The 17,717-nt window shown below is 45.3% G+C and carries 16 protein-coding genes; 7 read left to right on the top strand and 9 right to left on the bottom strand.

The annotated features are described in order from the left end of the window. Position 1: 1 nt before the first annotated feature. The 4 genes from R7O12_RS05815 to pspA all read right to left on the bottom strand — a co-directional run bounded on the left by R7O12_RS05815 (position 2) and on the right by pspA (position 2,496). On the bottom strand, positions 2–1,033 hold the full coding sequence (locus R7O12_RS05815; protein WP_053307438.1) for an efflux RND transporter periplasmic adaptor subunit: 1,032 nt from the start codon (positions 1,031–1,033) through the stop codon (positions 2–4). 161 nt (positions 1,034–1,194) lie between these two features. Beyond that, positions 1,195–1,584: an envelope stress response membrane protein PspC gene (gene pspC, locus R7O12_RS05810; protein ID WP_025766867.1), complete on the bottom strand. Its 390-nt coding sequence runs from the start codon at positions 1,582–1,584 to the stop codon at positions 1,195–1,197. Then, on the bottom strand, positions 1,577–1,810 hold the full coding sequence (gene pspB, locus R7O12_RS05805; RefSeq protein ID WP_005378117.1) for an envelope stress response membrane protein PspB: 234 nt from the start codon (positions 1,808–1,810) through the stop codon (positions 1,577–1,579). Before pspB ends, pspC begins: the two co-directional genes overlap by 8 nt. Before the next feature lie 14 nt (positions 1,811–1,824). After that, positions 1,825–2,496: a phage shock protein PspA gene (pspA, locus tag R7O12_RS05800; RefSeq protein ID WP_005378119.1), complete on the bottom strand. Its 672-nt coding sequence runs from the start codon at positions 2,494–2,496 to the stop codon at positions 1,825–1,827. A gap of 232 nt (positions 2,497–2,728) precedes the next feature. Between pspA and pspF the strand changes: the two genes are divergently transcribed. The 6 genes from pspF (at position 2,729) to R7O12_RS05770 (ending at position 9,180) form a co-directional block, all read left to right on the top strand. After that, entirely contained in the window at positions 2,729–3,736 is a 1,008-nt protein-coding gene (gene pspF / locus R7O12_RS05795) for a phage shock protein operon transcriptional activator (RefSeq protein ID WP_064368044.1), read from the top strand. Positions 3,737–3,941: 205 nt separating this feature from the next. Continuing rightward, complete coding sequence (sapA, locus tag R7O12_RS05790) at positions 3,942–5,561, top strand: ABC transporter substrate-binding protein SapA (RefSeq protein WP_017820870.1); 1,620 nt, start codon at positions 3,942–3,944, stop codon at positions 5,559–5,561. Beyond that, entirely contained in the window at positions 5,561–6,523 is a 963-nt protein-coding gene (locus tag R7O12_RS05785; protein ID WP_005378122.1) for an ABC transporter permease, read from the top strand. The genes sapA and R7O12_RS05785 overlap by 1 nt, the downstream gene beginning before the upstream one ends. After that, a complete protein-coding gene (locus tag R7O12_RS05780; protein ID WP_005378123.1) occupies positions 6,510–7,397 on the top strand; it encodes an ABC transporter permease subunit in 888 nt (295 codons plus the stop codon). The genes R7O12_RS05785 and R7O12_RS05780 overlap by 14 nt, the downstream gene beginning before the upstream one ends. Further along, positions 7,397–8,392, top strand: a complete 996-nt coding sequence (locus R7O12_RS05775) for an oligopeptide/dipeptide ABC transporter ATP-binding protein (protein ID WP_318125682.1) — start codon at positions 7,397–7,399, stop codon at positions 8,390–8,392. Before R7O12_RS05780 ends, R7O12_RS05775 begins: the two co-directional genes overlap by 1 nt. After that, the gene (locus tag R7O12_RS05770) at positions 8,389–9,180 is read left to right on the top strand and encodes an ATP-binding cassette domain-containing protein (RefSeq protein WP_005393308.1); all 792 of its coding nucleotides are present in this window, start codon (positions 8,389–8,391) and stop codon (positions 9,178–9,180) included. Before R7O12_RS05775 ends, R7O12_RS05770 begins: the two co-directional genes overlap by 4 nt. A gap of 82 nt (positions 9,181–9,262) precedes the next feature. On the opposite strand, the gene R7O12_RS05765 is transcribed toward R7O12_RS05770, so the two are convergent. Together R7O12_RS05765 and R7O12_RS05760 are read right to left on the bottom strand one after the other, a co-directional pair. Further along, the gene (locus tag R7O12_RS05765; RefSeq protein ID WP_017634677.1) at positions 9,263–9,652 is read right to left on the bottom strand and encodes a DUF2750 domain-containing protein; all 390 of its coding nucleotides are present in this window, start codon (positions 9,650–9,652) and stop codon (positions 9,263–9,265) included. Positions 9,653–9,720: 68 nt separating this feature from the next. Then, positions 9,721–10,626: a manganese-dependent inorganic pyrophosphatase gene (locus R7O12_RS05760; RefSeq protein ID WP_017634678.1), complete on the bottom strand. Its 906-nt coding sequence runs from the start codon at positions 10,624–10,626 to the stop codon at positions 9,721–9,723. 186 nt (positions 10,627–10,812) lie between these two features. On the opposite strand from R7O12_RS05760, the gene R7O12_RS05755 reads away from it, so the two are divergent. Further along, positions 10,813–12,027 carry a putative manganese transporter gene (locus R7O12_RS05755; RefSeq protein ID WP_025766868.1) on the top strand — a complete coding sequence of 405 codons (1,215 nt, stop codon included), beginning with the start codon at positions 10,813–10,815 and terminating at the stop codon, positions 12,025–12,027. A gap of 77 nt (positions 12,028–12,104) precedes the next feature. Here the strand turns inward: R7O12_RS05755 and R7O12_RS05750 are convergent, their stop codons facing one another. The 3 genes from R7O12_RS05750 to torC form a co-directional block, all read right to left on the bottom strand. Continuing rightward, positions 12,105–13,844, bottom strand: coding sequence for a glycoside hydrolase family 36 protein (locus tag R7O12_RS05750; protein WP_318125681.1), 1,740 nt, complete (start codon positions 13,842–13,844; stop codon positions 12,105–12,107). A 198-nt stretch (positions 13,845–14,042) separates the two neighbouring features. After that, positions 14,043–16,505: a trimethylamine-N-oxide reductase TorA gene (torA, locus tag R7O12_RS05745; RefSeq protein ID WP_005378138.1), complete on the bottom strand. Its 2,463-nt coding sequence runs from the start codon at positions 16,503–16,505 to the stop codon at positions 14,043–14,045. Positions 16,506–16,531: 26 nt separating this feature from the next. Then, on the bottom strand, positions 16,532–17,716 hold the full coding sequence (torC, locus tag R7O12_RS05740; protein ID WP_005378139.1) for a pentaheme c-type cytochrome TorC: 1,185 nt from the start codon (positions 17,714–17,716) through the stop codon (positions 16,532–16,534). Position 17,717: the final 1 nt, after the last annotated feature.

Genomic DNA, 17,717 nt, shown 5'->3' with positions numbered 1-17,717 from the left:
ATTACAACCCTCTTTCCTTAATCCACGCTCTTACCTTAATTCCGGGTTCAATTACACTGACACCCGAGATAATGATTTGGTCGCCATCGTTAAGCCCAGCTAACACTTGATTTTTGTCATTCATCTCAATTGCGGCTTTAGACACAATGCCTTGCTCATCGACACGCCAAACGTATGTTTTGCCGTTTTCTTCTAGCAACGCGGAGTTAGGAATCTTTGTCGCTCCTGCACTTTTGGACAGGAGGTAAGCATTGCCAGACATTCCCGGCAAAAGGCCTATTTCTGCTGGCCGCTCCATGACCATCGTGACTTTGTAACTGCCCGTTTTAGGGTCGGCTTCTGTATCGATTTCCTGAAAGGTTAAGTCAAAGGCTTGCTCGGGGAACGCATCAAATATCATTCTGGCAGAGACATCGCTCCCCTGCGTGTAACGATTTAGAAGATAGTCTGGGATTTGGAATATCACTTTGAGGAGTTGGTTGGACTGAATATTCATCACCCCTTCTTTCGCGGCAACATATTCATGGTTTTCTGCTGGAATGTACGAAATAGTGCCATCATATGGCGCGACAAGTTTGGTATATCTTAAGTTTGCCTTTGCTTGATTCCATTGAGCTTTTGCTGAGTTGTGATTCGCTTTTGCCTCATCAAAATCTTGCTCAGATACTACTTGGTCTTTACGTAGCTTTTGGTATCGCTTGTATTGCACATCTGCGAGCAAAAAATTTGCCCGAGCTTGCTGTTCGAGCAGAGAATATTCATCTGGGTTTAATGACGCCAAAACATCACCTTTACTAACGACTTGACCTTCATTCACTTCTATCGTTTGAAGAAGCCCAGGAACTCGAAATGTCAGTACTGCTCTATCGCCAGCTTCCGTCGTGGCAGGAAAATGTCGCTCAAACTGGGCATTGCCAACAGATACTGTAAATAGCTTCGCAGGGCGCGATTCAGGTTCAGGGACAGGAGGAAGTTCTTTACCGCACCCCGACAAGACAGCCGAGATGGCAATAGGAATGAGCAATTTTCTCATTACATTCATCCATAAAAATTGGGGGATTATTTTTAAAGTAGATGAATTTTGAACGAACTTCCAGAGCAGAAAAGATTAATAGTGCTTTAAAATTAGTAATTTGTGATAAAAAAGCAGGCTTTATGCCTGCTTCAGTTAAATCTTCTTTGGATACAAAATGCCTAGAGCTTGCTGAATTCTCTGTTCACCCTATATGTATCAGACGTAACATAAGCTTCCATGTTACGAATTTTGCCATCAAGACGGTCAAAATCCCTTTCCAACACACTGAGCAGTTGATCAGGGCTTTGCCCTTTCTGCCAAGGCTTACTTTTGAGCGTATGCTCTTGCTGCGCTCTGATATTTTCAGAATACGTTACTGGTTGCTTTTCTAACATAAACGCCATCGCGATGTACGCTAACAATACCAAAAACGTACCACCTAACAGCGCTGCAGAAATCACTACAATACGAATCAACCAAACTTCTGCACCAAAGTAGTTGGCAATTCCGGCGCAAACACCGGAGATTTTGCCATTTACTGGGTCACGATACAGTTCTCGATTATTCATACTTGCGTCTCCATGTTGGTGACTCAGCATCCAAGATGCGCTCCAATGTATCAACTCGGGACTGCATCGCTTCCGCTTTTTCAGATAGTACCTGAAGGCGCTCTAAATCCTGGCTCGACAGTGCACTATCTGTTTTGCGTTTGCTGCGATAGTGTAAGAAGAGCCATAGTGGAGCGACAAAGATTAAAAAGACAATCACTGGTCCTGCTATAAAAAATGCCGACATAAATGGCTCCTTTCTTATTTATCTTTCGATGACATCTGTTCTTTCAGTTTTGCCAACTCTTTTTCAATTTCGTCTTGTGCCTGCAACTCTGCAAACTCTTGTTCTAGCGATTTAGCATTACCGGTTTGAGCATACAGGTCTGCTTCCGCTTCCATTTCATCCACTTTACGTGAGTATTGCTCGAATTTCGCCATCGCTTCATTAGTACGGCTAGTGTGCAGGTGTTTTTGCACATCACGACGGTTAGATGCAGTTTGGTTACGAATTGCTAGTGCTTGCTGTTTTGCGCGCGTTTCAGCAATTTTGCTTTCCAACTTACCAATCTCGCCAGTAAGCTTATCGATCGTTTCTTCCACTAAGGTTTGCTCAGTGTGGAGGCCTTTAATCACTTGCTCTAGCTTTTGCTTTTCAATTAACGCGGCACGAGCTAGATCTTCACGCTCTTTAACTAATGCTAAGCTCGCTTTTTGGCCCCATTCGCCAATTTGCTCTTCTAACGTTTCAACCTTACGAGCCAACTCTTTCTTGTCTGCAATCGCTTTAGCCGAGTTAGTACGCACTTCAACAAGTGTGTCTTCCATTTCTTGAATGATAAGACGGATCATTTTTTCAGGATCTTCCGCCTTGTCCAGTAATGCACTGATGTTTGAGTTAACGATATCTGCAAATCGAGAAAAAATACCCATAACGGAACTCCTCTTTTTTCCTATTAAAACTCGACAAGGTGGTGATTAACCTTGTGTCTCCCTGAATATATAACAAGTAACGTGCCAACTTATAATTTTCTTTTAAATCAGAGCGTTATTCATTTTGTTGTCGTTACACACTATTGTGCTATGATGTTTTTCACCAACTGTTGGTGAAATTTACCAACTCTATCTCTAAATCATGGCTCGGCTGTTAAATAAGAAGGACTTTATGAAGCAAAACCTGATTGGTGAATCACCTGCTTTTCTCGCTGTACTAGATAAAGTATCACAACTTGCACCCATTGAGCGCCCTGTCCTCATCATTGGTGAACGAGGTACGGGTAAAGAACTCATCGCTCAGCGTTTGCATTATTTATCAAGACGTTGGGATAAACCACTACTATCACTCAACTGTGCGACATTAAGCGAAGGGCTAATAGATTCCGAATTGTTTGGACATGAATCTGGCTCCTTCACGGGCTCTAAAGGTAAGCATAAAGGGCGTTTCGAGCGTGCCGAGGGCGGTACTTTGTTCCTTGACGAACTGGCAACCGCACCACTTTTAGTTCAAGAAAAGCTATTACGTGTCATTGAATATGGTGAATATGAGCGAGTTGGCGGTCATACCGCTCTCAATGCGGATGTTCGACTTGTTTGTGCAACCAATGCCGACCTACCAAAATTGGCAGAGCAAGGTGATTTTCGTGCAGATCTGCTCGACAGGCTAGCCTTCGATGTCATTATGTTACCGCCTCTTCGCGAGCGCAAAGAAGACATTCTCTCTTTAGCAGAGCACTACGCGATGAAAATGTGTCGTGAACTGCAACTGGAGTACTTTGTCGGTTTTACCCCAAAAGCGCAGCAGTCGCTTATTGAATATGAATGGCCCGGTAACGTCCGCGAACTAAAAAACGTGATTGAACGTGCGATTTACCAACATGGTCTGAATGCTCACCCAATTGATGAGCTGATTTTCAATCCTTTTGAAACGGTTTGGCACAGCGCGCTTGGCCATAGTGCAACACAAGCAGAACAACAAGAAGAGGAAGCATCAAGCAACACCATCCAATTCCCTCTAGACTATAAACAATGGCAAGAGGAACAAGATATCCATTTACTCAATCGTGCATTGGAAGAAGCCAAGTTTAATCAACGACAAGCAGCCGAGCTACTTGGCTTGAGCTATCACCAATTACGAGGGATGGTTAGAAAATATGGTTTGGTCGGACAAAGCTAACTTGACCGAGAGTACTCAATCAATACACGAGCTCGTGACTGCGCTCTAATTCGCATGCATTTATGGCATAACACCTTACAGTGTATGGATTTTATGTTTGGAGCGAGTTCACAAAGGTGATAAATTAGTGAGATCATTTTCGCTTGTTAGCTTTGAAAGAGTAAGATCAAACGAAACGAGCAAGATCCAATGAACATTTCATATTATGAATGCTTTTATAAGATTATCGCTGAGCCTTATTGGGATTAGCCTACTGACCGCTTGTGGCGATGAAATTGACCACAATGATATTCGCAAAGCTGGCTTTGTGTTTTGCGGACAGGGTAAGCCGACCACGTTTAACCCTCAGCTTATTGATAGCGGTATTACCGCAGAGGCTCTGAGCCCGCAGCTGTACGATACGCTGCTCACGCTCGATCCTAAATCACATCAGCCCGTGGCAAGCATCGCCGAGAGTTGGTCAGTAAATGAATCAGGGACGGAATACACGTTTAAGCTTAAACGTGGTGTTAAATTCCAAACCACGCCTTGGTTCACACCCACTCGCCCATTGAATGCAAAAGATGTGGTATTTAGCTTCAAGCGAATCATCGATGTAGACCATCCTTTTCACCAAGTAGGTGGTGGTTTTTATCCATGGTTTGCAGGGTTAGATTTTCAAAACCTACTCCAAGACGTGGTTGCAATAGATGAGCATACGGTAAGGTTTACGTTATCTCAGCCAAACTTTTCTTTCTTGGCCAATATTGCCACCAGCCATGCGGTTATCTTGTCTGCGGAGTATGGACAGCAATTGGCAGCAAAAGATCATAAAGAAGAAATCGACCAACTTCCTATCGGTACCGGCCCTTATCAATTAAAAGAGTACCAAGTGAACGATTTGATTCGATTAGAGCGTCATTCTAATTACTGGAAGTCACCAGCAAAAATGGAACAAGTGGTGTTCGATATCTCTCACAGAGGCACGGGTACATTAGCTAAACTTTTAAGAAACGAGTGTGACGTACTCTCTTCACCTATTTCGAGCCAAATACCTGTCATTCAAGAAAATGACAACCTTGAGCTGACGGCTACACCAGCTAACAACGTTTCCTTTATTGCGATAAACACAGAAACCACCGCGCTGAGTGATGCTCGAGTTCGCCAAGCTCTTAACTTAGCGATCAACCGTCAAAATATTTTAGATTCGGTTTACTACGGAACTGGCTCCCAAGCTTATACCTTGCTACCACCTAATTCATGGGCTTATCAAAAAGACAGCGTAAAAATTCGTTATGACCGGAATTATGCATTGGCACTACTTCGAGATGCAGGCTACGAAGACGGCCTAGAATTGACCATGTGGGTACCACTTGAACCACGTGCTTTTAACCCAAGCCCTCGTAAGACTGCGGAGTTAATCCAAGCGAATTTTGCCGATATTGGGGTTAAATTAACGCTACTTACCGATGATAGGTTTGAACGTGTGGATTTGGAGAACATCAACGATATCGATTTACTTTTAACAGGTTGGATTGGTGATACCGGGGATCCTGACAACTTTTTCCGCCCTTTATTATCTTGCGAGTCTGACCGCGTTGGCCTTAACGTGTCCATGTGGTGTAACGATGACTTCGATTTCTTGCTCGATTTGGCTTTAGAAACTCAAGAACCGCGTTACCGTTTGAACCTATATCGCCAAGCACAGAACATTTTGAATCAAGAGTTCCCGGTTATTCCTCTGGCGCATGGCGTGCAGTTCCGTGTGCACGACAAATCGCTGACAGGCTTCAAATCAAGCCCTTTCAATGCCCAACCGTTTGATAGAGTTGAGAGAATTCACTGATGTTTTGGTATACCGTTCGACGCTTTAACCTATTTATCATCACTTTGATGATCCTTACATTAGTGGGTTTTTCTCTGCTTCGCCTTGACCCTCTCTCGCACTGGGCAAACGTTGATTTTTGGTCTGGCTGGCAAACTTACTTAATCAACCTTTCTCAGCTTGATTTTGGCATAAGTAAAAACGGCAACGCGATTTATGACGAGCTCGCCGTTGTATTCCCAGCCACTTTGGAATTGTGTTTCTTTGCCTTTTTGGTGTCCCTTTTGATCGGTATTCCACTTGGAACCGTGGCTGGGATGAAGCAAGGTAAATGGCTCGATACCAGCATTTCATTCATGTCAATGTCTGGTTATTCCGCCCCAATCTTTTGGGTAGCTCTGTTACTTATCATGGTCTTTTCATTGGAATACCAACTCTTTCCCGTTGCGGGACGGTATGATTTACTTTACGAAATTGATCATGTAACCGGGTTTGCCATTATCGACGCATTCATGGCGAAAGGCGAATACCGCGCTCATGCACTGCAAAGCGTTATTGAGCATATGGTGCTGCCATGTTTGGTGCTCGCTTTGGCTCCAACCACCCAGGTTGTCGGACTAATGCGTTCCTCGGTAGCGGAAGTGATGAGCCAAAACTACATCCGTGCAGCGAGAATCAAAGGTCTTTCTAACCGCGAAATCGTAACTCAACATGTATTGCGGAATGCGATACCGCCTATCATTCCCAAAGTTGGTGTTCAACTTTCGAGTATGATTACCTTAGCTATCATCACGGAGTCTATTTTTAACTGGCCAGGTATTGGTCGTTGGCTTTTAGATGCGCTGGCAAGCCAAGACTATGCATCTATCCAAGCTGGCGTGATGGTACTTGCGACTTTGGTTCTTACCGCTAACATTCTCTCGGATTTGATTGGCGCGATGATTAACCCTTTAGTTCGAAAGGAATGGTATGCTAACAAATAACGTTTATCAGGAAGAGCGCATTCCAACACAGTTTGAGCGTTTTTGGCGAAGCTACCGCGCCAACGGACTAGCCATGTTTGGCTTGTGGTGCTTGGTGTTTATCGTCCTTATTACCATTTTTGCCCCCCTACTTGCACCATTTGACGCCCAAGCACAGTCAGGTGAGTTGCTTGTGCCGCCATCATGGGCCCCAGCAGGAACGGTTGATTACTTTTTGGGGACCGATGACTTAGGTAGAGATATTCTTTCGCGCCTGATTATGGGCTCTCAGCTAACATTTGGCGCTGCTGTCGCCATCACCGCAATTGCTGCCGTTGTAGGCTGTTTAATTGGCGTATTGGCAGGTATGACGAAAGGCTTACTGTCGAGTACTCTCAACCACTTGCTCGATACCGTCATGTCGATCCCGTCGCTCTTATTAGCAATCATTTTTGTGGCATTTCTCGGCTTTGGTGGGTTCAATATTTTACTCGCAATCTGCTTAGCTTTGATTCCGCGTTTTATTCGCTCTGTTTATATCGCAGTCCACACCGAAGTTGAAAAAGACTACATAATGGCAGCACGCCTTGATGGCGCTAATGATTTCTACTTACTGTGGAGTTCAATTCTTCCTAACATTCTGACGGTCATTGCCGCTGAAATCACACTCGCGCTCTCTGCTGCGATTTTAGATATTACGGCACTGGGTTTTCTTGGCCTAGGTGCACAGGCCCCAAGCACCGAGTGGGGAGCAATATTAGGTGACTCTGTCGAGCTTATTTATATTGCACCTTGGACAGTAACCCTACCCGGCCTGACCATCATGTTTACTGTTATTACCCTAAACTTAGTAGGTGAAGGTGTACGTCAAGCGCTTAATGCGGGGATCGAATAATGCCGTTGTTAGATATTCGACATTTGACCATTGAGATCGAAACACCTCAAGGGTTGGTCAAAGCCGTTGACCGAGTGAGCCTAACTTTGAACGAAGGCGAAATTCGTGGTCTTGTAGGTGAGTCTGGTTCAGGGAAAAGCTTAGTTGCAAAAGCGATTGTCGGGGTAAGTAAAGATAACTGGCGCATCACCGCAGACCGTATGCGCCTTGGCAATATTGACTTGCTTCAGCTTACGCCAAAAGAGCGTCGGCGCGTCATTGCTCGTGATATTGCGATGATTTTCCAAGAACCTTCAACTTGTCTTGACCCTTCAGAGGAAGTCGGGCGTCAATTGATTGAATCCATTCCATCTCGCGCATTTGAAGGGAAATGGTGGGAGCGATTTAAATGGCGTAAAAAACAGGCCATCGCGCTTTTGCATAAAGTGGGTATTAAAGATCACAAGCGTTTAATGGGTAGCTATCCTTATGAACTGACTGATGGTGAGTGTCAAAAAGTCATGATTGCCATGGCGATAGCGACCAAACCAAAGTTGCTGATCGCAGATGAGCCAACCAACGACTTAGACCCGATTACCCAATCGCAAATTTTGCGTCTGTTGAGCCGCATGAACCAACTTAATAACACAACCATTCTGCTTATCGGCCACGACTTAGCGACCATAACACAGTGGGCAGGACGTATTACGGTAATGTATTGTGGTCAGTCGGTGGAGTCTGCCGATACCAGTAAAATCATTGCGGCACCCAAGCACCCGTACACCGATGCCTTGCTTAAAGCGATGCCTGACTTTAATGATTGGGTACCACACAAGCAAAAACTCCAATCCCTACCGGGCTCGATTCCGCCATTGCAGCATCTACCTATCGGTTGTCGCCTCGGACCACGTTGCCCATATGCGCAGAAACAATGTGTAGAAATTCCACACACCAGACGAATTAAGAATCATAAATTTAACTGCCACTTTCCATTGAACACGGAGAAAAAGTCATGAGTGCGTTACTTGAAGTCGATAATTTATCGAAGCAATTTGTTACGCGCTCCCGTCTGTTCAAACGCCAGGTTAATGAGGCAGTAAAACCGGTAAGCTTTACTTTAGAGCCAGGGCAAACTATTGGTTTTATTGGTCAAAACGGGTCAGGAAAATCCACACTAGCTCGTATGCTTGCTGGCGTTGTTGAACCAAGCTCCGGAGAGATCCGTGTGAATGGCGAACGATTGGAGCACAAAGATTACGCGACACGCTGCAAGCTCATCCGCATGATTTTCCAAGATCCAAACACATCGTTAAACCCACGAATCCAGATTGGTCGTATTTTAGAAGGTCCGCTAAAGCGAAATACCAACATGCCGCCAGATGCGCGCATGCAGCGTGTAAAGAACACCCTGCTCCGCGTAGGATTGCTGCCTGAGCACGCCTATTTTTATCCACAAATGCTAGCTGCCGGTCAAAAACAGCGCGTGTGTTTGGCTCGTGCACTTATTCTTCAACCTTCCATCATTGTCGCTGATGAGGCGTTAAACGGTTTGGATATGGCAATGCGCTCGCAGATCATTAACTTATTCCTCGAGTTGCAAGAAGAGATGGGATTGTCATTTGTGTACGTGTCTCAGCATATTGGCATTGTTAAGCATATTACTGATAAAGTGATGGTGATGCATGAAGGTGAAGTGGTCGAGTTTGGCGAGACCAACCAAGTACTGACTCATCCCGAGCATCCTATTACTCAACGACTAGTCGAAAGCCACTTTTATAAAGCGCCAAGCCATCAAACAAAATAGCTTATCAAAGATGTAATCGTTCAAATGTAAAGAAGCCTGCTTTAACGCAGGCTTCTTTATTGCATGGGTACTAATCAAAGAACTAACGGCGGCTCGCTTGTTTGCGCAGTTCAAAATCAAACTCGTCAGGAAACAATACGACCCCTTCTTCATTTTGATTTGGGAATACAACAATCGATAGCTCGTCATCCTCTAGACCAGAGGTCCAACGGCTGTGCCACTTATTTAAAGAGATCGCCTCAGGCTCGCAATCTTCCCAATCACCATTCGCCCATTGCAAAGCAAACTCTTCGTTTGGCCATACTGGTACACAATCATCATCTTCTGTATTTAACATGACACAGCCATGTTCGTCTTTCAGAATCCAAACCTTACGATTCGCCACAATCTCTTTTACGCAGTACTTTAAACGTTGCTCTTCATCGTAGCGATTAATGGTATCCATCTGCTCTTGGGTCAGTTGCTCAGACATATTCGTCTCCTATTTCCCATAGAAAAATGCCCGCAGCTAGGCGGGCATTTAAAGTATATGCTAGAAAATTAAGCTAGCTCAGTTTGAAGCCAAGGCCAACCTTGCTTCTTACGGCTTAGCGTGTTTTCCATCATTAGCATGCCGTCTTTTTCGTGCTTAACAAGCTTCTCAGCCCACTCACCTTTGTATAGAAGACGAGTTTGAGCAGTCGTGATGTCTGTTAGCATTACAGCAGCGAACGCTAGGTTATCTTTCTCACAACGAGATTCTAGGTCTGCTTCTAGTGCTTCGATCATACCGTCAACTTGCTCAAGAGTTGCAAGTTCAACCTGACCAACCACTACGTCACGACCGTTGAATGGGTAACCTTTAAGGTCTTTCTCAACAAGCTCAGCCGCTGATAGACCTTCGATGTTTGTTTTAGCAATTAGAAGATCTTTAGTGAACGCGTCAACATCTTGTACGTCTGCGATTGCCGCTAATTCAGCAACGGCATCTTTGTCTTTTTGTGTACAAGTTGGAGAAGCAAAACCTACTGTGTCAGATAGAATTGCTGACATCATTAGCTTAGCAATTTGTGGAGTAATCGCGTGACCTTCAATCTTGAACATGTTGAATAGAACAGTGTTGGTACAACCAACAGGCCAGATCCATGCTTCCATTGGGTTTACTGTCATCACGTCACCTAGACGGTGGTGGTCAACAATACCCGCAATTTCAGCTTCTGCGATATCGTCTGGTGCTTGTGCTAGATCTGAGTAATCTACTAGCCAAACGGTCTCACCCGCAACTGATGTGCGAAGCTCAGGAACTTCAGCGCCAGCAACTTCTAGGATGTGCTGAGTTTCACGGTTGATTTCGCCTTGGCGAATTGGCATAGCTTCAACGCCACGCGCTTTTAGAAGTTCAGTTGCAACGAGTGCACTACAAATACTGTCACTGTCTGGGTTCTTATGACCTACAACTAGAATCATGTTTCTTCCTATTCAAGTCAATTTTATACGCCGCCTAATACAGTTAATTAGGGCGTGTTTGCTCACAAAGGCCGATACTTTACCTGATTTCAGAGAGTTTGACACGAAGAAAAGTTCACAATGCTATTGCGAATAAATCTCATTTACATATAATGATAATTATTCCTATTTGCATTTGAGTAAACGATGAACGCGACCCAATTATTACACTCTGCACAACAGTTGTTTCAGCCTACTCAGTTTCGTTTAGCTTATAAGCGATTGCTGATCCCTATCGTCATGCTCATTTTGCTAGGCAATGAAAATACACGTGACGTAGCCGTACAGACGCTATCCGACTCATTCTGGGCAGTGTCATGCTATGTTGCTGCCACATTGGCTATTTATCATTATCTTTCAAACTTTATGTCGAAAACCAATCGAATTACCGAGCTATATCATCGCTCGCGTAATCATCAGGTTTTCTTTGCTTCTTTATTGGGTGCTTTGCCTGGCTGTGGTGGCGCTATTGTTGTGACAACGCAATTTATTAGTGGCCGAGTGGGATTTGGTGCGATTGTCGCGGTACTTACTTCAACAATGGGTGACGCTGCCTTTTTACTTCTTGCCGCCAAACCAAGTGTTGGATTAGGCGTGGTTGGATTAGGCATTATCGTGGGTACTCTTTCAGGGTTAGTCGTTAATGCTTTTCATGCTGATAACTTTCTGCGACCAGAACCAAAAGAAGCACCTCAGACACATGCTTGTTGCCAACACCAGACAGACCGACACACGCCTCTTGAACAACGTGCAATCAATCTACAAGGCGCATTTTGGAAATGGCTTATTGTGCCTGCTAGTGTCGTTGCTGTGTTAATGTCTTTCCAAATAGATATTAATCAGTTGCTATCTTTGAAAGCCAACACCATTGAATGGCTGGGCGCTATCTTCGCGGTGATCACAATGTCGTTGTGGGCTATGACAAAAGAGCTCGGCGATTATCAGTCAACGGTCTCTGAAGATGAAAAAATTGTGGACTCGCATCCAATTCAAAAAGCGGCTCAAGACACAAACTTCGTCAGTGCTTGGGTGATCGTCGCTTTTCTGGCGTTTGAACTGACGACCTATTTTTCTGGAATCGACCTCGTAGAAACCTTTTCTCATTGGGGGATATGGATGCCATTAGCTGGCTTAGCCATTGGTATGCTACCTGGTTGTGGTCCGCAAATTTTAGTCACTAGCCTGTACATCTCTGGTGCAGCGCCACTTTCGGCGCAATTGGCAAATGCGATTTCTAACGATGGTGACGCCCTATTCCCCGCCATTGCTATGGCACCGAAAGCTGCTTTGGTCGCGACTATTTATTCGTCCATTCCTGCGTTTATTGTTGGATACGGGTATTACTTTTTATTCGAGTTCTAACGCCCAGAGCATCAAAACGAGAAAGGAGCCGCAATAGGCTCCTTTCTTGATCTTGGTATTAGGCGATTTACTTCACGTTATGCTGTAACGATCGCTTTCGCATTGAGCCCTTTATCCACGCTCACCATTAACAACTGGCAAGGTTCTTGGTTTAGCTTTTCCCCTGTCCAGTAATCATACCAGTCCACCGGTTGATCAGACGTCAGCGTAAATTCCATCGATCCGTAACTCGCATAATTAAACAAACAATGGAGGTCATTCTTCGTCGTTAGTTTTAAAAACGCGTGATTTAAACTCAAAGCGGTAAACTTTGCAGATTGCTGGTTACGTTGTTGACGTAACATGAGCTTAGCCAGTGTCTTCTTAGCAAACGGCGTAATCTCAGGGAGTGGGTCGCCAGACAGCAGCAAACCACCACTCGCTAATAACACCGTGCGATGAAATTCATACTCTTCTCTGGATGCAGATTGATTAGCTAATGAAGTGAATGTCGCGCAATCCGGGTCAATTTGCCACAGTTTTCGGTGCTGCCAACTACGGTAAAAGGTTTCTCTGGCTATCTGCTCGAATCGACGACTATGACGCTCTACATCGTCAGAAACACGCATTGCATCCACAAGCCCCAGAGATGGCCACATTGGCGCGTTGCAACCTAAAAGCCACGCATCACCAGCGCCTTTGGCAATCGCTTCCATTCCTAAGCGATACGCCTCAACGCCTGTAATACCAGATTGTTTACGAACACCTTTTAAGGTGCCCCAATAGTTCGCGTCTAGCTTGAACAACTCAACGCCCCACTCTTGTCTCATGACAGAGACTACATTCGTCAGATGGTCTTGTACTTCTGGGTTTGAGGTATCGAGTATGTACCAAGGCGTGCATCGCCAACCACCGTATGTGACATCTTCTGCTTTAAGTAAGCCACCATCCTTGTGGCGAACAAACCACTCTGGATGCTGTTTGAAGATCTCCGACTCAGGCTGTGCAATGAAAGGCGCCATCCAAATTGCCGGCTTTTTTCCTTTTGCACGGATGTTATGAATGAGCTCTTTTACGCCACCAGAAAACTTATCTGATGGGGTTAACCAATCGCCCATAAAGGCTTGATAGCCATCATCCAGAAGTACCCACTCAAGGTCTTCGAGCTTATCTTGCATGCAATCAACGTTCTGCATGATGTTTTGCTCTGTCACGTCTGCGTAGTACGCGTACCACGAACACCAACCAACAGGCGTATCTTGTGTCACACCTTGGCGAACAGGATGATGCTTTGCAATCATCTCGCCATAGGTTTGATAAAGCTCGGATAGCGATTGACCACAGAGTACCGCCACGGATTCAAGTTGATTACTTTCCCAATCCGCCACTTGAGTCAACTCACCATCAATTGCGGCTGATAAAACCCAATGCCCATCACGCAGTACAACATCAAAATAGCCAGCAAAGCGATGACATGATGTGAAGCCAAATAATGTGTAGCCCGCTGAACCTTCCACCACTAAATAGTTGTAATAACGCTTAGGGGCATCTTTAGGGTAGATTCGATAAGAAGGATTATTGTCTGGACAGCGACCAATATCAACGGGGTGATTGATCGTTCCCGCCGTTTGCGCCAACATTTGAAAACCATCCCCAATTACGTTGGCCTCGTGCTCGTACAAAAACGGCATTTCGAGCAACACTTCACGGTCGGTAAAGGTTTTATTGTGGAGACCAGCAAAAGAAAAATGTAATTGATTACCCTCGACTTCAACTTGGAAGTCATTGTTATTCACAGTGATCTCAGTGTGATTTGCCAATTGAATGCTCTGAGCCATAAAGAGTCTACTCACTTAATTATTATTGTTTAGCTTGGCGCATTATCTCCTGCTTGTCTCACCCAATTCGTTACCATCATCACGAATACCAGTCTCGTTTAACGTTATGAAGTTACTATTGAGACAACGCTCACTGAAATTTTGATAAAAAAATACCAGCCCTGAGGCTGGTATTTCGATTTATGCAAACTGCACTAATTAAGCAACTTCGATCGGACCACCAAATGAAGTGACTGGCGGCACTTTACCTGTGAACTTCTCGAAGTCTACGATACATGTGTTCGCAGAAGTCGCCTGTGCAAGCTCAGAAGAACCGATGTCTTGCGTTAGCGTGTTAGGATCACCGTAGGTACAGATTGCGCCCTCTTTCTCGTTTAGAGGACCGTACCATGCACCTTCTTCGATACGAATAACGCCACGTGGGTAGCTGTCAGTCAAAACAGCGCCAGCTAACAGCTGACCACGACCGTTGAATACACGTACCAAATCGCCATCTTTGATACCTTTTGCTTTGGCATCCGCTGGGTTGATGTAAACCGGCTCACGACCTTGTACCGCGTAAGTCGCGCGGAACTCTTCAGACTCACACATCTGAGAGTGCAGACGCTTATCAGGGTGGCAAGACTGCAACCAGAATGGGTATTTATCTGAACCAGGACCACCGTGTGAACGCTCTGATTTTTCGAACCACATTGGGTGCTCTTGACAGTGTTCGTAACCGTAACGGCCGATCTTACGAGACGTGATCTCGATGAAGCCAGACGGCGTACCTAGTGGATTCAGCTCAGGGTCTTTACGGAAGTCCGCATGACGAACCCAAGGTTTACCTTCACCGAAGTCTAGTACGCTCTTCTCCCAGAACTCGTTGAATTCTGGCATTTCAAACTTACCTTCGTTCGCTTTTTTACAATCGTTGTAAAGGCTTTCGATCCATTCCATCTCGCTCATACCACGAGTGTATTCTTCGCGGCGACCAAAACGCTGAGTTAGTTCACTCATGATTTGGAAGTCAGGCTTAGATTGGAACAATGGATCAACTAGGCGATGCATCGCAATCAGACCTTTGTTCGAGTATGAACCGTATACGTCGATGTCGTTACGTTCCCATTGCGTACACGCCGGTAGAACGATATCTGAGAAACGACATGTCGCAGTCCAAGCAAACTCGATCGTTACAACCGTTTGAAGCTTGCGGAACGCTTTCTTCATGCGGTTACGATCTTGATGGTGGTGCCATGGGTTACAACCCGAGATAACCATCATCTTGAAGTCTGGCAGTTTCACTTTACCGCCGTTGTAGTTGATCTCTTTGCCAGGCTCTAGCAGACAGTCGATCCAACGTGCAACAGGGATAGTACGACTGTAACCGTTAAAGTCGTTGTTGTCCCACTTCGGTTTCATACCTTGGTCAAGGTTACGAGGGAAACCACCAGGGCCCGCGAAACCAGTAGAAGGCACACCGATACTTGAGTAGTGGTGACCGTAAGAGATACCACCGCCAGGTAGACCGATTTGACCAACCATTGCAGCAACCACAGCCGCTGCCCAGTATGGCTGCTCACCGTGCTCTTGACGCTGGATACACCAACCCATCAGGATCTGTGTACGACCGCTGACTAGCATGCGTGCGAATTCACGGATCTTGTCCGCTTTCACGCCACAAATCGCTGCTGCCCATTCAGGCGTCTTCTCTACTTTGTCTTTTGTCTTACCTTGAACGTATTGAATGAACTCTTCAAAGCCGAGACAGTAAGTATCAATGAACTTCTTATCGTACAGGTTTTCGTTGTACAACACGTGTGCCACAGCGAGCATGAACGCTACGTCTGTCAGCGGGTTGATGTACAAGTGATCGTTCTCTAAGTAGCGCTGAGTTTTGTTCTTCACTGGGTCTACAGATAGAACGTTGATCTCACCTTTCGCCACTTTTTCTTTTAGTTGTGCAAGGTACTTAAACGACTCATGCGTTTCACAGTTCCAACCTACTTGAAGGTTTTTCACTGGGTCGTTAGCCCAAAGAACGATGTTGTCAGAGTTTTCTAGGATCTCAGACCAAGACGTACCTTGTGCATAAACTTCGGTTGAGCCTAGCACGTACGGCATAATGGTTTGACCTGCACCCGTCGAGTAGTCACCTACTTTAGTGATGAAGTTGCCATGCATACCTACTGCACGTTGCATGTGCGCAGTACAGTTGTTAAACGAACCCGTTTGGTTCCAACCTGTTTGACCTGCATGCAGCGCCCATGGGCCGTAGTCTTTTTGAATACGTTCTAGCTCACGGTAGAACAAGTCTAGCGCTTCATCCCAAGTTACTCGGATGAAACGGTTGTTACCGCGAGTATCCGCGCTGTATTTATGTTTCTTCAACCAATCTAGACGAACCATTGGGTAACGAACACGTGAAGGGCTGTAGATAATACCCTTAATGCCGTTCAACATTTCTGTTGGGTTTTTGTCTAGCTCTAGCGGCTTGATCTCTTGAACTTTACCCGCGTAGATGTGGGCGCGGAACGCGCCCCAATGAGAACCGGTTACTTTCCAAGTACCTGTCGTCTCAACGGCATTTGCAGAGGCGGATGCCAATAAGCTAGGACCAATTACTGACGCTGCACTTGTGGTTGCTACACCTTTAAGAAAACTTCTTCGTGTAATAGCCATTTAAAATTACTCCAATCCGACGCTTATTAATGGTGACCTTCAGCATAATCTGAAGAGTGTTTCTGTAGATACTTCAAGATCAGTGCTTCACTGTCTGTATCTAGGTTAACGAACGCCAACATACCGTCGAACATACCTGGCCAGGTGTTCGCGTCGAAGTGCGCTTCCGCAGGTTGAGTGTGACATACAGAACAATTGGTCTTGTAGGCTTCACGAGATTTTTCCCAAACAGGATTGATGTCGTTCAGCATAGACTCTTTCTTAATCCATACTTTCGCCGCTACTTTTTCCCAAGGAAGGCCTGTTAGCTCATCCACTTTTTTCTCACCAGTCGTCACAATGTTGCTGTCTGTTGCTGCTTCTTTCATCAGAGACGCAGTCGCAATGTTCTTACCGAAGTCTTCTTGAATTACACGACCAAAACCTTTTGCTTTGCGCCAACCGTCAATTTCGATCTCAACAAACTCGCCTTTGTCTTCAAGAACTTTAACGGTCGATGCAGGATTAAGAAGACCAGCTTCTTTACTGCCTTGCGCATCAAAGTAAATTGGTAGGTGACGAACGCTCACGAGTTGCTGACCAACGCCGTAATCCGTGTTAGAAGTCATACCCTCTAGATCACCCACGATACCGCCAATGCTGTCCATGCCTGCTGGTAGGTTGTGCGCAATACCCTTGTGACAGTCAACACAGCTTTGATCTTTCTCAGCGGCTTGCTTCATTTGGATACGAGCCGTAGGAGACATTTGCTCGAAATCCATCGATTCGTAGTTGTGACAGTTTTTACACTCCAGAGATTTGTTTGCCGAGAAACGATCCCATTCGTGTTTAGCAAGTTCGATACGACGCTCTTCGAACACACCCGGTTCGTCGTAGTTGCCAAATACTTGTGCAAATACTTCTTTAGAAGCTTGCATCTTACGAGCGATCTTATCTGTCCAGTTATGTGGAACGTGACAATCAGGGCAGGTAGCACGAACACCAGAGTGGTTTTTCCAGTGCACCGTTTCTTGTAGCTCAACGTACACGTTGTCACGCATTGTGTGACAACTAATACAGAATTCTTCTGTGTTGGTTGCTTCTAGAGCGGTGTTAAAGCCACCCCAAAAGATAACACCAGCAATAAAGCCGCCCATAGTCAGCACACCTAGGCTGATATGTACAGCTGGGCGCGTCATAGTACGCCACAGTTTAATGATTAATGATTTCATT

The organism is Vibrio sp. Vb1574, assembly GCF_033338675.1.
This window is presented reverse-complemented; position numbering and strand designations above follow the sequence as displayed.